At 60.6% G+C, this 15,237-nt stretch carries 13 protein-coding genes; 6 read left to right on the top strand and 7 right to left on the bottom strand.

Annotated features, from left to right (window positions below; translation table 11 throughout):
- Positions 1–4,293: an AvrE-family type 3 secretion system effector gene (locus AYR47_RS10795; protein WP_061435218.1), complete on the bottom strand. Its 4,293-nt coding sequence runs from the start codon at positions 4,291–4,293 to the stop codon at positions 1–3.
- Between the two features lie 179 nt (positions 4,294–4,472).
- Here AYR47_RS10795 and AYR47_RS10790 point away from each other — a divergent pair, with 179 nt between their 5' ends.
- The 4 genes from AYR47_RS10790 (at position 4,473) to AYR47_RS10775 (ending at position 8,656) form a co-directional block, all read left to right on the top strand.
- Positions 4,473–5,252, top strand: coding sequence for a PhzF family phenazine biosynthesis protein (locus tag AYR47_RS10790; protein ID WP_033898437.1), 780 nt, complete (start codon positions 4,473–4,475; stop codon positions 5,250–5,252).
- A gap of 36 nt (positions 5,253–5,288) precedes the next feature.
- On the top strand, positions 5,289–7,118 hold the full coding sequence (ggt, locus tag AYR47_RS10785; RefSeq protein ID WP_051422012.1) for a gamma-glutamyltransferase: 1,830 nt from the start codon (positions 5,289–5,291) through the stop codon (positions 7,116–7,118).
- A gap of 26 nt (positions 7,119–7,144) precedes the next feature.
- Positions 7,145–7,897: a peptidoglycan editing factor PgeF gene (gene pgeF / locus AYR47_RS10780; protein WP_061435216.1), complete on the top strand. Its 753-nt coding sequence runs from the start codon at positions 7,145–7,147 to the stop codon at positions 7,895–7,897.
- Positions 7,898–8,341: 444 nt separating this feature from the next.
- Positions 8,342–8,656 (top strand): helix-turn-helix domain-containing protein, encoded by a 315-nt coding sequence (locus AYR47_RS10775; RefSeq protein ID WP_061435214.1) that lies wholly within the window; start codon positions 8,342–8,344, stop codon positions 8,654–8,656.
- A 26-nt stretch (positions 8,657–8,682) separates the two neighbouring features.
- Here AYR47_RS10775 and ddlA read toward each other — a convergent pair whose 3' ends face one another.
- The 4 genes from ddlA to AYR47_RS10755 are packed head-to-tail and all read right to left on the bottom strand — an operon-like array spanning position 8,683 to position 11,286.
- Complete coding sequence (ddlA, locus tag AYR47_RS10770) at positions 8,683–9,777, bottom strand: D-alanine--D-alanine ligase (protein ID WP_061435213.1); 1,095 nt, start codon at positions 9,775–9,777, stop codon at positions 8,683–8,685.
- Between the two features lie 44 nt (positions 9,778–9,821).
- Positions 9,822–10,460, bottom strand: coding sequence for a LysE family transporter (locus AYR47_RS10765; RefSeq protein ID WP_038842764.1), 639 nt, complete (start codon positions 10,458–10,460; stop codon positions 9,822–9,824).
- A gap of 33 nt (positions 10,461–10,493) precedes the next feature.
- Positions 10,494–10,715 (bottom strand): helix-turn-helix domain-containing protein, encoded by a 222-nt coding sequence (locus tag AYR47_RS10760; protein ID WP_033898429.1) that lies wholly within the window; start codon positions 10,713–10,715, stop codon positions 10,494–10,496.
- A gap of 7 nt (positions 10,716–10,722) precedes the next feature.
- A complete protein-coding gene (locus AYR47_RS10755; RefSeq protein ID WP_061435211.1) occupies positions 10,723–11,286 on the bottom strand; it encodes a DUF2975 domain-containing protein in 564 nt (187 codons plus the stop codon).
- A 198-nt stretch (positions 11,287–11,484) separates the two neighbouring features.
- On the opposite strand from AYR47_RS10755, the gene AYR47_RS10750 reads away from it, so the two are divergent.
- On the top strand, positions 11,485–12,306 hold the full coding sequence (locus AYR47_RS10750) for an AraC family transcriptional regulator (RefSeq protein ID WP_033898427.1): 822 nt from the start codon (positions 11,485–11,487) through the stop codon (positions 12,304–12,306).
- Here the strand turns inward: AYR47_RS10750 and AYR47_RS10745 are convergent.
- A complete protein-coding gene (locus tag AYR47_RS10745; RefSeq protein ID WP_156487849.1) occupies positions 12,283–13,620 on the bottom strand; it encodes an MFS transporter in 1,338 nt (445 codons plus the stop codon). The genes AYR47_RS10750 and AYR47_RS10745 overlap by 24 nt on opposite strands.
- Positions 13,621–13,742: 122 nt before the next feature.
- Here AYR47_RS10745 and AYR47_RS10740 point away from each other — a divergent pair, with 122 nt between their 5' ends.
- Positions 13,743–14,627, top strand: coding sequence for a LysR family transcriptional regulator (locus tag AYR47_RS10740; RefSeq protein WP_061435207.1), 885 nt, complete (start codon positions 13,743–13,745; stop codon positions 14,625–14,627).
- Positions 14,628–14,630: 3 nt separating this feature from the next.
- On the opposite strand, the gene AYR47_RS10735 is transcribed toward AYR47_RS10740, so the two are convergent.
- The gene (locus AYR47_RS10735; RefSeq protein WP_061435205.1) at positions 14,631–15,206 is read right to left on the bottom strand and encodes a flavin reductase family protein; all 576 of its coding nucleotides are present in this window, start codon (positions 15,204–15,206) and stop codon (positions 14,631–14,633) included.
- Between the last annotated feature and the right edge of the window lie 31 nt (positions 15,207–15,237).

Here is a 15,237-nt window from a genome sequence, read left to right as displayed (position 1 = left end):
TCAGCTCGCTGACAGACCTTGCGTCCTCACGCGCAGGTCTCCCAGGTCAATCGTCAGATCAGGGCGCGGCAGACTACCCAGCGTGTCGTTCAGGTTCATTCGCAATGGCTTGTCGGAGTCCTGTCCGTATTCAAGGTCTGCATTGACGCGCGCCTGGGAATGACTCAAGCCGGCACTGCTGGAAAAACTGAGATTCGTCATAGCGGGTATCGACATGCCATGGGACTGGGTGGCGGTGTAGCTCAGGCTCATGTGCTTGACCCGCAGATTGTTGCGATCACTCAATGCGCGCTTGACCAGCGGCTCGGTACTTTCTCCGGCAAGGTGACTGCGCTCTATCGCTCGCAGGACCTCTGGCTTGAGCTCCATGCCAAGCGTGACTGAAGTGCCTTCGCCACGCTGCAACTGATCGAGCACCTGGGCAAACTGCGGATCATCCTTCATCCATTGTTCAATCGCTGCTTTGTTGGCCGGCGCTACATCATCCAGCCAGGCATGGCGCCCATCGTCCCGCAAGCCGACACGGGTGACCGATGACTCAACCGACGCCAGTTGGCGCAACCCATTCCTTGCCAGGTTTTGCTGGTTCATCAGCTTGTCGAGTGATTGGCTGATCGCGTGATAGGCGTCCGGTTTTGTTGCAAGGGACGGATGAGTCGCGAGGAACTGCTGCAGAGTGGCCAACTGTTGATCCACTGTGCCCTCCGACAGCTCGGTCGATGCCAGCTCCCGCCTGAACGTCGGCGAGTAGAGCGACACGCTGCGTTTGAGCTCATCAACCTGCGACTGGCTCACCGGTTGCGGATGTTTGAAGGCAAAATTGAAGGCCTGGGATACCCCGCGATCAAACCGCACCATGACCGATAACTCCGGCAGCGCGAACGCAATCGCGCTGGGGCCACCACTGCCAGCATTGCCCAACACCAACGCGCCGAGCGGCACGCTATTGGCCCCTACTCCGCCCTGTCGCAGAAGCTGCGCGCCAGCGGCGCTACCGTGGCGGGTGCCTTGTGCGGTACGCGCGCTTGATTGGCTCTTGTCCGCATGCGCGAGATTGAGGTTGCCCACCCCACCAATGCCCGCGCGGATCACTGAGTCGAGGGCGGCGATGTCCTCCTGAGGGCTGTACATCAAACGCAATTGCGCAAGTGCGTCCAGGTTAACGTCGCCACTGAGTTTCGAGCTTGTGCCGGCCGAGTGCCCCTCGCCCAGCGCCAGTAAGTCGTAGACGGTCCCGGTCTCGCCGGTCAGGATCGCCATCATCTTGCCAAAGTCTGACTCTTTCACATCAAAGCCAATGCTGGATCCCTTATTTTTTGCCACCATTGCGCTCAATTCCGCAGCCACCCTCAAGCCTGGCCTCACCGCACCTGCCCCACCTCCCAGCGTCACACCCGAAGCCACCGAACCCACCAACCGTCGCGCGTTGTCCGTGCTGATTTCAACGCGGGCACCTTTGTCGGTACGACTGATACTCACACCATGAGTGTGGGACGCGGATGCCTCCAGAAAAAACTCCACAGGGGCGACCGGTTTTATCCCCGTCAAGATCAACCCCAGGGTTTTACCTTGGGTTCGGCTCGGAGAAAGGGTCTGGCCATTGCCCAGTTGCTGTACCTGCTGCGTCATCGCCTCTTTGATCGACGCATCCTTGGGCAACCCCAACAGACCCGAAAGATGCCAATGAAGCGCAGAGCCAGGCGTACCAAAGTCCTTGGCCAACAGTTTGAAATTGCCATACAACGATTCCGCCTGCTCGTAACTGGCAATGCCTTGGCTGGCCAACGTGTGCACAGGGCTATCCTGGAACGCTTGCATGACATCGCGCAGAGACGTTTCTATACGCGTCAAGGCGCTAGGGCTATGGCCCGACGTAGCGTCGAGCGCCTGTACCAGGTCCGCCAACTGCTTGAGCGTACTCGCATGATGGATCAGGTCGCCCTCGATCAGCGCCGAGGGGTGGTCAAGGTTTCGCTTGCGCTCGGGCATGGACTTGGGCAGCGACAAACCCTGCCCTTCGAAGTTGGCCAGCAACACGGCGGTCGACTTTTCCGGCGAAGGAGAGACTCTCTTGAACGCTTCATACAGCGAGTGCAGCGTCGAATCTGGCGTAATGGTCGCCCGGTTCAATGTGGGCTGAGGGTCAAACGCAACACCGTGTGCATCACCCAAGCGGCGCGCGCTTGACTGGCTGCTCTGCTCCACCTGCGTCAACGCCTGGCGGATCTGTTCGGCCAGTGCCTGTCGCGGCCCAGGTTCGCTCAGGGCAGCGAGCCGATGATTGAGATCAGCAGAAACCGGTCGGCTCTGAGCGAGCGTATTGAGTTGCTGGTGCAATCGTTGATCGTCAGCGTAAACGCTCTCCAATCCTTTGCGGCCATTGAAATGTTGCGCAACGCCTTTAGCCTTTTGGCCGAGGGCCTCCAGGGGGTGAAAGTGCGCGCTGATGCCTTGGAAAAATGAACGTTTGAGCGGTATCCCTTCACGGGTTTGTCCCAAGACATTACTGCTGACCGTCAGTGCCCCTCCGGAGAACTGCGCGCGCATTGGCGTGCTCGCCAACGTGTCGGCCAGCGACGGCGCCTGGGGCGCCAATAGCAGCGGGCCCCACTCCATTGCGCTGCTGGAAGCATTGTCCAGTTGGAAAAACTGCTGATCCCACCCTCCGATCAGGTGATGGTCAGCCCCCGTGCGCAAGGACTCCAACGGTTGGCGACCCGGTAATTCAACCCTGCTCCAACGTTGCGCGCTCGCGGTATTGCCCTGCCAGGCCTGACGATCCAACCTGAACAGCTCACCGCCCTGTGTGTGCGCATAAAGATTACCCACGTGATCCAAGGCCAGTGTTTTTATATCAATCGAAGGCGACGCGTGAAGCGGCCTCGCATCCCCATCGTGATGAACCTGAAGCTGGTGATTCTGATCGACGGTGACAAAATTGCGCCCGTCCACGACCGCGAATCCGGTAATGCGTCGCTGATCATTGCCTGCAAGCACTTCGTCAACAGACACCTGCGGGCGCGGAATGGGAAGCGCGGCCAAATCATGACTGGCCCCCTCAATCAGCGGGTCGCGCACTTTACCGATGGCCACGGCCTTCAGTTGCCCGTCTTGCAGCACGTAGGCACGACCATCCAACCCGCGCTCCAGATGTTCGACGCCAGGTTGAGCAGTGTCTTGCCAACGTTGCGCCGCCGCGTCCCAGGTCAGCAGGCTGCCTGCGTCCAACGCCACCTTGCCCCGCTGTCCAAGGTCGACCGCCGCCGCCAGTGCCTGTTGACTGGGCAGACGCAGGCCTTTCTCAATGCCCTTGACCAGTACGTCGCTGAGGTTCCATTGCGGACGAAGATCACTTGCTTCACGCAAGGGTACACTGTGCAATTGCTGCCGTGCGTCGCGCACCTTGGCATTGAGTTGTCCTTGATCATCATGAAAGAAGCCTTCGACATTGACCGCCCCCCTCAATGCCTGCTCCAGCGAGTCGACGGGCTGACGAACCAACAGCAATTTGCCATCGTGCGCCATGCGCAGGTCTGCCCGGACCCACTCACCGTCCGTGGTCGCGCCATGCACGGTGTTTCCCGATAACCCGATACGGGTCACTTGCACGGGCAAACCGGCCTCATCGACCAGGCGCATCGGCTGCGGGGTGCTTCCAAAAACATGCACATAGGAGGCATCAGCCCCTTGCCTCAGCAACACCGTAGTATGACCTTGCGTATCACTGTCTTCGAAGCTCGAAGGTGTCTTCAGCAGCTGCCCCTCATGGGTCAGGCCTAAGCGGCTGAAGGCCCGGCTATCCGCATCGGGCACCCAGGAAAGTGTGAGCGGTTCAAAACGAAACAGGCGCTGGCCATCCAGGCGAAACTGCTGGCCATCCACCGTCGTCTGAACAGCGCTGACGCTCCCCACATGCGCGCGCCCCGGGCTCTCGCCAGCGCCGCCGGTTGTATCCGCAAGACTGCTTTTGAACACCGCAGCAACAGACGGCGTGGATTGGATGTGAAACACGTACTGGCGCTCATCCTTCATCCGCAACGTACCTGCTACAGAAGGACCATCAGCCACATAGTGCTTATCGGGCTGGTTGAGGTGGCGGGCAATCTCACGCCCGGTGAGTGTCGTATCAGCCTGCACCTTGCCATCGCGCAGGGACACATCGAACTGCATCGAAGTCGGTTGCAACGATTGATAGTGCAACAACACGGGCGGAGGCGGTTCCTGGGCCGGCCTCTTCAAGCGTTCCACCAGGTCATGCTGCAGCTTAAAGAGAGCTTTCAATTCTGTGCGCATGGCAATACTCCCAAACAAAATTCATCACAGCTGTCTAGTGGGTATCCGCCCTGTTTGGTTCCAGGCAGGCTTTTCCATAACGGCGACTGCATGCGCAGGAAAAAACCGCTCATCTGTATTTTGACGCTTGCCTGACCCACTGTTAGTGTCCGGCTCCACCCTTACACGGAGTGCTCTCGATGAAACTGGATATCTATCAAGTCGACGCTTTCAGCCAGTCCGTCTTCGGCGGCAACCCGGCCGCTGTCTGCCCGCTGACCGAGTGGCTCAGCGATGAGCAGCTGCAAAACATCGCGGCAGAAAACAACCTCTCTGAAACCGCCTACTTCGTGCCCCGTGACGGGTTCTACGAGCTGCGCTGGTTTACGCCGGAGGTCGAAGTGGACCTGTGCGGCCACGCCACACTTGCGGCGGCGTGGGTGCTGATTCACCAACTGCCGGACGCGCCTGAAGTGTTGCGCTTTGCGACACGCAGCGGCGAACTGCGGGTGACCCGCAACGGCAATGAACTGGCGATGGACTTCCCGGCAAAGCAACCCCAACCCTGCGAACCACCCGACGGAATGTTGAGCGCGCTGGGCATTGAACAGGCCGACGTGTTCAGCACCGATGACTACATCGTGTTGCTGGAAGACGAAGCGCAAGTCGCCGCACTGAAGCCGGATTTCGCCCGCCTCAAAGGCTTGCCGAAACGCGGGATTGCAGTGACCGCCAAAAGCGCGCGTTTTGATTTCGTTTCGCGCTGGTTCGGCCCCAACGTGGGTGTGAATGAAGACCCGGTCACGGGCTCAGCCCACACTTCACTGGCGCCGTTCTGGGCCGAACGCTTGGGCAAGTCGCAACTGACAGCGGAACAAGGCGGAACGCGCCGCGGCCAACTGCGCTGCGAACTCAAGGGTGACCGCGTGATCATTTCCGGCCATGCCGTGCTCTACCTGCAAGGCACGATTTACCTGTAAAACGCAGTACCCCAAGGACAACAGATCATTCTCAAAATGAACGGAGTTCAGCGCGTGTTTTCGATTTCCCGCCGTCAACTGTCGGTGATTGCCGCAGCCCTCGCCCTGGCTGCATGCAATACCTCTGTCAACGAACAGCCACCGGCTCCCGAACTGGGTTCAGGCTATCGCACCGACCTCACCACCCAACACGCCGAGCGCCATATGGCCGCCGCCGCCAACCCCCTGGCGGCCGAGGCTGGACGCGAAATGCTGCGCAAAGGCGGTTCGGCGATTGATGCAGCAATTGCGATGCAGGCGGTATTGACCCTGGTGGAGCCGCAATCATCCGGCATCGGCGGTGGCGCATTCATCATGCTGTGGGATGGAAAAACCGTGCACGCCTATGACGGCCGTGAGACCGCACCGGCCGGGGCGACGGAGCGGTTGTTCCTGAAGGCTGATGGCAAGCCGATGACATTCCCAGAGGCGCAGATTGGTGGGCGTTCGGTCGGCACGCCTGGGGTATTGCGAGCACTGGAGATGGCTCACAAGAAGACCGGTCACCTGCAATGGGCCGAGCTGTTCGAGCCGGCAATCCGTTTGGCGGAACAGGGCTTCGCGATTTCTCCACGCCTGCACAGCCTGATCGCAGCCGACCGCTCTATCGCACAATCGCCAGACATGGCGGCGTACTTCCTGAACGCCGATGGCACGCCGAAAGCCACCGGTACCCTGTTGAAAAACCCGGCACTGGCCAATGTATTCAAACGCATCGCCAAGGAAGGCCCGGATGCGCTGTATCAAGGGCCGATTGCTGATGAAATCGTGCGCAAGGTGCAGGGCCATCGCAACGCGGGCAGCCTGTCCCAGGCGGATCTCAGGGGCTACACCGCCAAGGAGCGTACGCCGCTGTGCACCGACTACAAACAGTGGAAAGTCTGCGGTATGCCGCCGCCGTCATCCGGTGGAGTCGCCATCGCGCAAATCCTCGGCACCTTGCAGGCGCTGGAGGCCCGCGATCCCGCCCTGGCCATCGCCCCCATGCTCCCAGTGAAAAGCCCGTCGCCTGCCGGCCTTGAGCCCACACCGGAAGCCGTGCATCTGCTGGCCGAAGCTGGGCGCCTGGCGTTTGCCGATCGCGCGCTCTATGTCGCCGACACGGACTTCGTTCCGGTGCCGGTGGCGGGTCTTGTCGCACCGGACTACCTGGCCAAGCGTGCGGCCTTGATCGGCGAGCGCAGCATGGGCATCGCCAAGCCGGGCGTACCTGCGGGCATCCAGGTGGCTTACGCGCCGGACCGCTCGCCGCTGCGCATTTCCACCTCGCAAGTGGTCGCTGTGGATGACCTGGGCGGCGCCGTGTCGATGACCACCACGGTGGAAGCGGCATTCGGCTCCCATGTGATGGTGCAGGGCTTCTTGCTCAATAACCAGATGACCGACTTCTCGTTTATCCCTGAAGAAAATGGCCAGCCCGTCGCCAACCGCGTCGAGCCCGGCAAACGCCCGCGTTCGGCCATGGCGCCAACCCTGGTGTTCGAGCGCAACAGCGGCGAGTTACTGGCCACGGTCGGCTCGCCCGGCGGCTCGCAAATCATCGAGTACGTGAGCAAGTCCCTGGTGGCGATGCTCGACTGGAAACTCGACCCGCAAACCGCCATCAGCCTGCCTAACTTCGGCAGCCGCAATGGCGCGACCGAACTGGAAACCGGCCTGTTCAGCCCCGCGCTGAAACAGGCCCTCAAGGACAAAGGCCATGCGCTGAGCGAAATCGATATGACCAGCGGCATCCAGGCCATCGTCCGCACGCGGGATGCCCAGGGCAAGCTGTCGCTGAGCGGCGGCGCCGACCCTCGGCGCGAAGGCGCAGCGGTTGGCGACTGACGATTCAATCAACGGAGAATGCGCTCTTGCAACAGGCAGACAATCTCGGCGCCATTCCTGGCGTCGACCACGGTTTTTGTTCGATCAATGATCCACTGCGCCCGCAAGAAGTGTTTATCTGCAAGCAGGTACACAGCGCGTCAGTGATTGAATGGCAAGCGGATCAGGTGCCCAATACGGTAGAGGCAGATGGCGTGTGCACCGGCGAGCATCAGCCCATCGCGGTAATCACCGCCGATTGCCTGCCCATTCTCATTGCCTCAAAGAATGGCGAGAAAGTCGCCGCAGTGCATGGCGGATGGAAGGGATTGCACGCAGGGATTATTGCTAACACCGTGCAGCGCTTCGCGGATGAAGGCGTTGCCGCCGACCAGTTGCGGGTGGCGATAGGGCCGTCGATCAAGCCGTGCTGTTATGAGGTGAGCGAGGCGTTTATCACGCAGTTCCAGGCGGATCAGGGGCACTTGTGGTTAAGCGGGCGAGCGCCGTGGAGCGTGGTGCAACCCGCGCCATTGCTACCACCTGAAATCGCACCACCCCATCCCCGGCAAGCCGCAAGTGCGTGGTTTGATTTGAGTGGTTATGGCGTGATGTTGCTGCAAGCGGCCGGCCTGCGGCGGGATCAGATCGAGGTGAGTGAGGTGTGCACTTACTGCACGTCACCCACCTTTGCCAGCTACCGCCGAAGGACGCACCACCCGGAGGAGGTGAAGACATTGATTTATTCGTGGATTGCTCGCACGGGGCCGCGAGAGAAAACCTACAAACCACTTTCTTAGGCCCTACTCATACCTTCATTGCGTAACGTGGGTGTCACGTTTTGCGATAAAAGGCCCCTTGAGTCTCTCCTTTTCTCCTGCGATTTTCTGGCTCGCCCTTTCTTGCCAGAGGCTACGTCAAGGACGTAGAATTTCGCGTGTTGACGATCATAGAATCTCCGTTGTTCAGCAGGCTGTGGCCTGACTATTGGACCGAAGAGGAAAGAGGCATTTTCATGGCTTTTCTAGCCAGCCATCCTGAAGCAGGTAGCGTTGTACCAGGCTCAGGTGGATGCCGGAAAGTGCGCTGGTGCCTGGATGGCCGAGGTAAAAGTGGCTCAGTTAGGATCATCTACACCACACAGCTGGCTTGTGGAGCCCTGGTTGCACTACTGATTTATGGCAAGAATGCAACCGAAAGCATTCCAGCGCACACCCTGTACAAAATCGCGAAGGAAATGAACCATGCCACTCACTGAGAAACAGCTGAAGGAACGTGACGCCAAGCGCAATATCGGCGAAGAATTACTGGCGGCTGTTCAGGATGTCAAAGCGGGGCGATACGGTGCAGTACACCAGGTAGAGGTCACTCAAGCGGCCGAAGCAAGAAGTAAGACAGGGTTGTCGCAACCCAAGTTTGCTGAGCTTTTGGGGGTTTCGGTAAGAACCCTCCAAGAGTGGGAGCAAGGCCGCCGATCGCCTTCTGGCGCAGCTCGATCGCTGCTGCATATTGCAGCGATCAGACCGGACGTGTTTCGGGAAGTCCTCAGTAACGCCTGATAGCGTTACCCAGTCCTGGGCAGTGACTACCGGCTGATCTTGAGCGCCTTACGCCCCGCATGCCGCTCCAACGCCAACTCGATCAGCCGGCTCACCAGTTCGCTGTAGCTCATCCCCGCCGCCTGCCACAGCTTGGGGTACATGCTGATGCGGGTGAAGCCGGGCAGTGAGTTGATTTCGTTGATCAGCACTTCACCCTCGTCCGTGAGGAACACGTCGACCCGTGCCAGACCGGAACAGCCCAGCACCTCGAACGCCTCGATGGCCAACCCGCGAATGCGCTCGCTGGCTTCCAGGCTGATGTCGGCGGGCACCACTACCTGGGCCGCCTGGTCGTCGATGTATTTGCTGTCGTAGGAATAGAAACCGCTGCTCACCACGATCTCGCCACAACCGCTGGCGATGGGGTTTTCGTTGCCGAGCACGGCGCATTCGATTTCACGGCCTTTTACGGCGGATTCAACCAACACCTTTTCATCAAAACCAAGGGCCAGTTCGACGGCGGCGAAGTACTCGGCTTCGTCGCCTACTTTACTCACACCTACCGAAGAACCCTGGTTCGCGGGTTTGACGAACATCGGCAGGCCGAGCTTGTTCACCGCAGCCTCGAACGAAGTGCGCGCCGCGTTGCTGCGGGTCAGGGTGATGAACGGGGTGACGGCAATGCCGGCATCGCGCAGCAGGCGCTTGCTGATGTCCTTGTCCATGCACACCGCCGAGCCGAGTACGTCGGAACCGACAAAAGGCAGGTCCGCCATGCGCAGCAAGCCTTGCAGGCAACCGTCTTCGCCGAGGGTGCCGTGGACGATGGGGAAAATCACATCCACATGTTCCAGCAGGCCCGAACCCGAGGTCTCCACCAGTTGCTGGCTGGCCTTGCCGGGCACCACCGCCAGCTCGCGGTTGGACTGGTTGAGGGCGATCAGGGCCGGGTTTTCCTGGTTGAGCAGGAAGTTCGACGTATCGTTGAGGTGCCAATGGCCGGCCTTGTCGATACCGATCAACACCGGCTCGAAACGGGAGCGGTCCAGCGCGTCAACAATGTTGCGCGCCGATTGCAACGAGACTTCGTGCTCGGCCGACCGGCCACCAAAAATAATACCTACCCGCACCTTGCTCATGACCCGGCCTCACTGTTGAAAGTAAGGCTTCTTACCACGGGCGGTCAGCGATTCGCTACCAGATGTGCACCGAACAGCAGGTAGCAGCCACCGGCAAAGCGGTCTAGCCACTTGCGCGAGCGGCTGTAAAGGTCGGCCATGCGCTCACTGGAAAACACCAGGGCCACGCAGGAATACCAGCTGAACGACAAGGTGGCCATGGTCATGACCGCCAGGGTCAGCAGCATCGGCGAGGGAGACGGTGGCATGGTGGACGCGAAGATGGTCGCCACAAACAGAGCCGCCTTGGGGTTGGACAAGTTGCCCAGCAACCCCAGGCGCCAAGCGGAGAACAGCGAACGACGCGCCTCGTCCGGCAGCACACTCTGGCTCATGGCGGGTGCCGAGCGTTTGAACAGTTTCAGGCCGAGATAAATCAGGTAGCAACCGCCGATGATCTTGAACGCCATGTACAGCATGGGCGCGGCGGTAAACAGCGACTTGATGCCCAAGCCGCCCGCGAGCCCCCACATGACAGTTCCGGTGGCCACTCCGGCCGATGCCACCACGCCATGGCGACGTGAGCAACTGGCCGCCAGTTGTGCGGTGTTGAAAAAGTTGGGGCCCGGTGTCACCACCGCGACCGTCCAGAGCAGGGCCAATGACAACAACGGCGCAGCGTATGGCAGGTTGGAAAGCAGCATCGAATGATCCTTCTTCGCAGTGTTGATAAGGCTCTACTGGTCGGCAACCGGCTCTGGCGTATGAACCAGCAAGTCACCGGGCTGACAATCCAGGTAAGTACAGATGGCATCCAGCGTCCCGAGCCTGATGCCTTTGACCTTGCCCTGCTTGAGCAAGGAAAGGTTCTGTTCAGTAATCCCGATGGCCGCCGCCAGGTCCTTGGACTTGACCTTGCGCCGGGCAAGCATGACATCCAACTCAATCACAATGGGCATGTCGATCTCAAACAAAAGTACGGTTTTCAGAATCCACTTCACTGGCCTGCAACAGGATACGCGCGATTACCGCAATACAGGCAGCCAGAAACAGGGCAACAAAGCTGGGCGCCGTCACGCTCAGGCTGATCATCCGCTGGCCGACCGGCTCGTTCATGGTCACCCAGACGCTCAATAGTGGCTCACATAAGAAATCCAGCAACACCCAGATCGCCACTGCTTTGCCAACCTGACCCAGATGCAACGCTGCCGCACTGGAGAAATACTCGCCTCGCGCATAATTCTTGAACAGCTTGCGCAGGTGATTCAGACCGGACGCCAGTGCCATCAAGGGAACACTGGACAACACGATCCCCCCCAGGATCTGCCAGAAGGGAAACAACGCCACCTGCTCGGCACGCCCTTGAATCTGGCGATCGCTCAGCGCGAAGCCAAACCCAAGCCCGTCGGCCGAAGAACTCAATACCGGAAACAGCCAGACAGCCGCGTTGAGCACCAACATGCTGATGATCAGCAGCAGGGTGATCATCGACATACGCTGGCTGAGTTGAGCAAGACGTTGGGTATTCATGAAAGGCCTCTCTGAAGGAATGTCGAGGCAAGATAACCACAAAATTATCGTAAAACAATAATAATTCATTATAAAACAATACAAATCCAACCCTTTGACGCTCACAAGCAGAAACCCGCACGATCATTCAAGACTCGGCAGACAACCCGCGCCAGACTGGGTTAACGTACTTCCCTCTCTTTTTTGTGACACACCACCATGGGCAAACCCACCGCCACTCTCGACTGGCTGCACCGCGCCCCGCATGCCAGTGGCCTGGACCGTATCGAGGCGTACTTTGCCGGCTTTGCCTTCGACCCGCATCGCCATGACACCTACGCCATCGGGCGTACATTGACCGGCGTGCAAAGCTTTCACTATCGTGGAGACATGGTCCACAGCCTGCCCGGCACCACCATGGTGCTGCACCCCGATGAGACCCACGACGGTCACGCAGGCAGTGATGAGGGCTTCAAGTACCGGATGATTTATGTCGAGCCGTCGCTGATCCAACAGATCCTCGGCGGCAAGCCACTGCCGTTTATCCCCAATGGTTTGTCCACCGACCTACGGCTGTTTCGCGCCAGCGAAGTGTTGCTGCAGAACCTGGATAACCCCATCGACCCGTTGCAGGAACAGGACGCCCTGTTCGACCTGGCCCACGCCTTGAGCAACGTCTCGGGCGGGATCATCAGCCGCAAGACGTTCGACTACGTGGCCGCCGAGCGTGCCCGGGAATTTATCCACGGCGCCCTGGGCCGCAGCATAACCCTGGATGAGATGGCCGACCATGCCGGTCGCGACCGCTGGGCGCTGTCGCGGGATTTTCGATTGCTGTTCGGCACCAGCCCCTACCGCTACCTGACCATGCGTCGGTTGGACTTGGTGCGCAGCCTATTGGCCCAAGGCCAATCGCTGGTCGACGCGGCAATGACCGCCGGTTTCACCGACCAGAGTCACATGACCCGGCAATTTCGCAGCACCTACGGCATGCCACCGTCGCGCTGGGTAAAAATGTCAGACCGTTTCCAGAACAGATAACCCGGCCGGTTGCCTGAGACACAGTGCCAACACCGCGCCTGCCAGGGCGATCGCCGCGCTCCACCACAACGCCTGCTCGATGCCACCGGCGCTCGCTACCGACACCAGCACCGCCAACCCCAACGCCCCGCCTATCTGCTGGCTGGTGGACGCCATCCCCGCCGCCACGCCCTGCTCCCCTTGCCGGATACCCAGGCCCGCCGCCACCCACATCGCGGTCCAGGTCATGCCTTGCCCGACACTCAGGATGAAAATCCCCGGCAGTAACGACCAGAACCCCACGCCGGTCGGCAGCGCCCATACCACCAGCGCAATGCCCACCGCCCCCGCCAGTTGCCCGCAGACCAAGGTGTTGCGCAAACCCAGCCGAACCAGCGAGCGCTCTGCCAACCAGATGCCGAACGTACACACCAACGTCGCCGGCAAGAACGCCAGCCCCGCCTGCAATACGCTGTAGCCGTAGACCTGCTGGTAGTACAACGCGAGGAAGTAGTACTGCACGCCAAAACTGCTCATGAACACCGCCGTCAGCACCATGGCCATGCGCAGTTCGCGGTAAGCAAGCAGGCGCAGCGGCATCAGCGGGTCGCGGCCTCGGTGCTCGATCCAGGCGAACAGCCCGAGCAGTGCCAATGCCAAGACCAGGCAGCCGAGGGTGGACGGTGCCGTCCAGCCCCATTCCGGGCCTTGTACCAACGAGAACACCAGCAAGGTACCGCCGACGGTCACAGTCAACGCGCCGCTGATATCAAAGTTGCGTCCACCCGCACGCTCACCATCAGCGGGGATCCAGTACCGCGCCGCCCACGCACAGCCGCCCGCCAGAGGCACGTTCACCAGAAATACCGCTTCCCAGCCCCACACCTGGGTCAGCACGCCGCCCAGCAACGCGCCCAACGCCAGCCCGGCCGCCGACGCCGCACTCCACACGGCAAACGCACGGTTGCGCGCCGGCCCTTCGGCGTAGTGGGTGTTGATCAGCGCGAGCGTGGCCGGGAACAGCATCGCGCCGCCCACACCCTGCACCGCCCGCGCCAGTACCAGCAATGTCGCGCTGCCACCCAGCACAGCCGCCAGGGAGGCCAGGGCGTAGAGCGACTGCCCCACCCGGTACAAACGTCGTTTGCCGAGCAAATCGGTGGCCCTGCCACCCAACAGCAAGAACCCGCCAAATGCCACGCTGTAGGCGCTGACCACCCACTGCAGTTGTTGGGCGGAAAAATCCAGGTGCATGCCGATCTGCGGCAGGGCAACAAACACGATGGTGGCGTCCAGCGCGATGATCAATTGCGCGGTGGCCAGCAACGTCAGCATCCAGCCTGAGGGTCGAGAAGGAGACATCACAGCGTCCTGTCCGAAAATAAGAGAGCATCAGTTTCTTTCATGCCTGATCGATGATAAATACCGCTATCACTCTTTCAGTAATGACTTTAATCATGGATCTGAACGCTGTTCGCCTGCTGGTCCGCGTGGCCGAAACCCGCAGTTTCACCCGCGCTGCCGGTGACCTGGGGCTGACCCAGTCCGGTCTGTCCCGCGCCATTTCGCGCCTGGAAAGCGAGCTGGGGGTTCGCCTGCTGCAACGCAACACGCGCAGCGTCAGCCTCACCCCCGACGGGCAGATGTTGTACGAGCGCAGTGCACCGTTGCTGGCGGAACTGGCCGAAGCCGAAAAACTGATGCTCGACCGACGCAGCAACCCGTCCGGCCTGTTGAAGATCAGCACGCCGTCGCTGTTCGGACGCAAAGTGGTGATGCCGGTGATCGGCGAATTGACCCTGCGTTACCCCGAGCTACGCATCGAGGCAGTGATGACCGATCGCCTGGTGGATATCGTCGATGAAGGTTTCGATGCCTTGCTGCGTACCGGCGAGATCCAGGACCAGCGCCTGATCGCCCGCGCCCTACCGCCACTGCGTTGGGTCACGGTCGCCGCACCCGCTTATCTCGCACGTTTCGGCACTCCGCACTGCGTCGATGACCTCAAGCACCACAACTGCCTCACCGTACGCAATCTACGCAGCGGCCGCCTGGTGGATTGGCAGTTCATGATCGACGGCAGGGTGCAGGATGTCAGCGTCGAAGGGCGGCTGATCTTCGATATCGGCGATGCGCTGGTGGACGGCGCCGTGGGTGGTTTTGGCGTTGCCCAGGTAATGGACTTTGCCGTGCGCGACGACCTCGCGGCCGGGCGCCTGGTTCCGGTGCTGGAAGACGTCGCCGGGCGCAGTCGAGCGATCTCGCTGGTCTATCCGCCGTCCCGGCAGTATTCCCCGAAGTTGATGGCGTTTGCCGAAGCACTGGCAAACGCACGCTGGTAAGGCTTAGAGCTGACGCCCATCAATCGGCTGGCCGATGGTAAGGAAATGCCCGCCCGCCACATGGTGCAAGGTGCGCAGTTCATCATGGCCTTCAAAATGCCAGCGGCCGTCGCTGAATACGCGCGCGTCGGCATAGGCCGCCACCACTTCACCGAGGAACAGATCGTAGGTCTGCTGATTGTGAGGCTCGGGCAGCAGACGGCACTCAAGCCAGGCCACACAACCTTCCAGCAACGGCGCTTCGGTGTGTTCACCCTTGAACGTCTGCAAGCCGTAGGCGGCAAATTTGTCAGTGTCGGCGCCGGTGGTGTTACCCACGGTTTGCACAAGATCGGCCTGGGCCACGCAAGGCACCTGGAGCACAAAGGTGCCAGCGCTTTCGAGCAGTTGGCGGGTCCAGGTAGCCTTGTCCAGCACCACGGCGACTTTCGGCGGTTCGAAATCCAGCGGCATGGCCCAGGCAGCCGCCATGATGTTGCGTTGGCCGTTGTGCGCGGCGCTCACCAGCACGGTCGGGCCGTGGTTGAGCAAACGATAGGCCTTGGACAGCGGAACGGGGCGACGGTGGGTAGGGCTCATGGACGGTCGGCTCTTCATGCAAGAAAGCGCC

Origin of the sequence: Pseudomonas azotoformans, from assembly GCF_001579805.1 — a bacterium.
GTDB lineage: Bacteria > Pseudomonadota > Gammaproteobacteria > Pseudomonadales > Pseudomonadaceae > Aquipseudomonas > Aquipseudomonas azotoformans_A.
The sequence above is the reverse complement of the archived record's forward strand: the minus strand, read 5'-3'. Positions and strand labels throughout refer to the sequence as shown.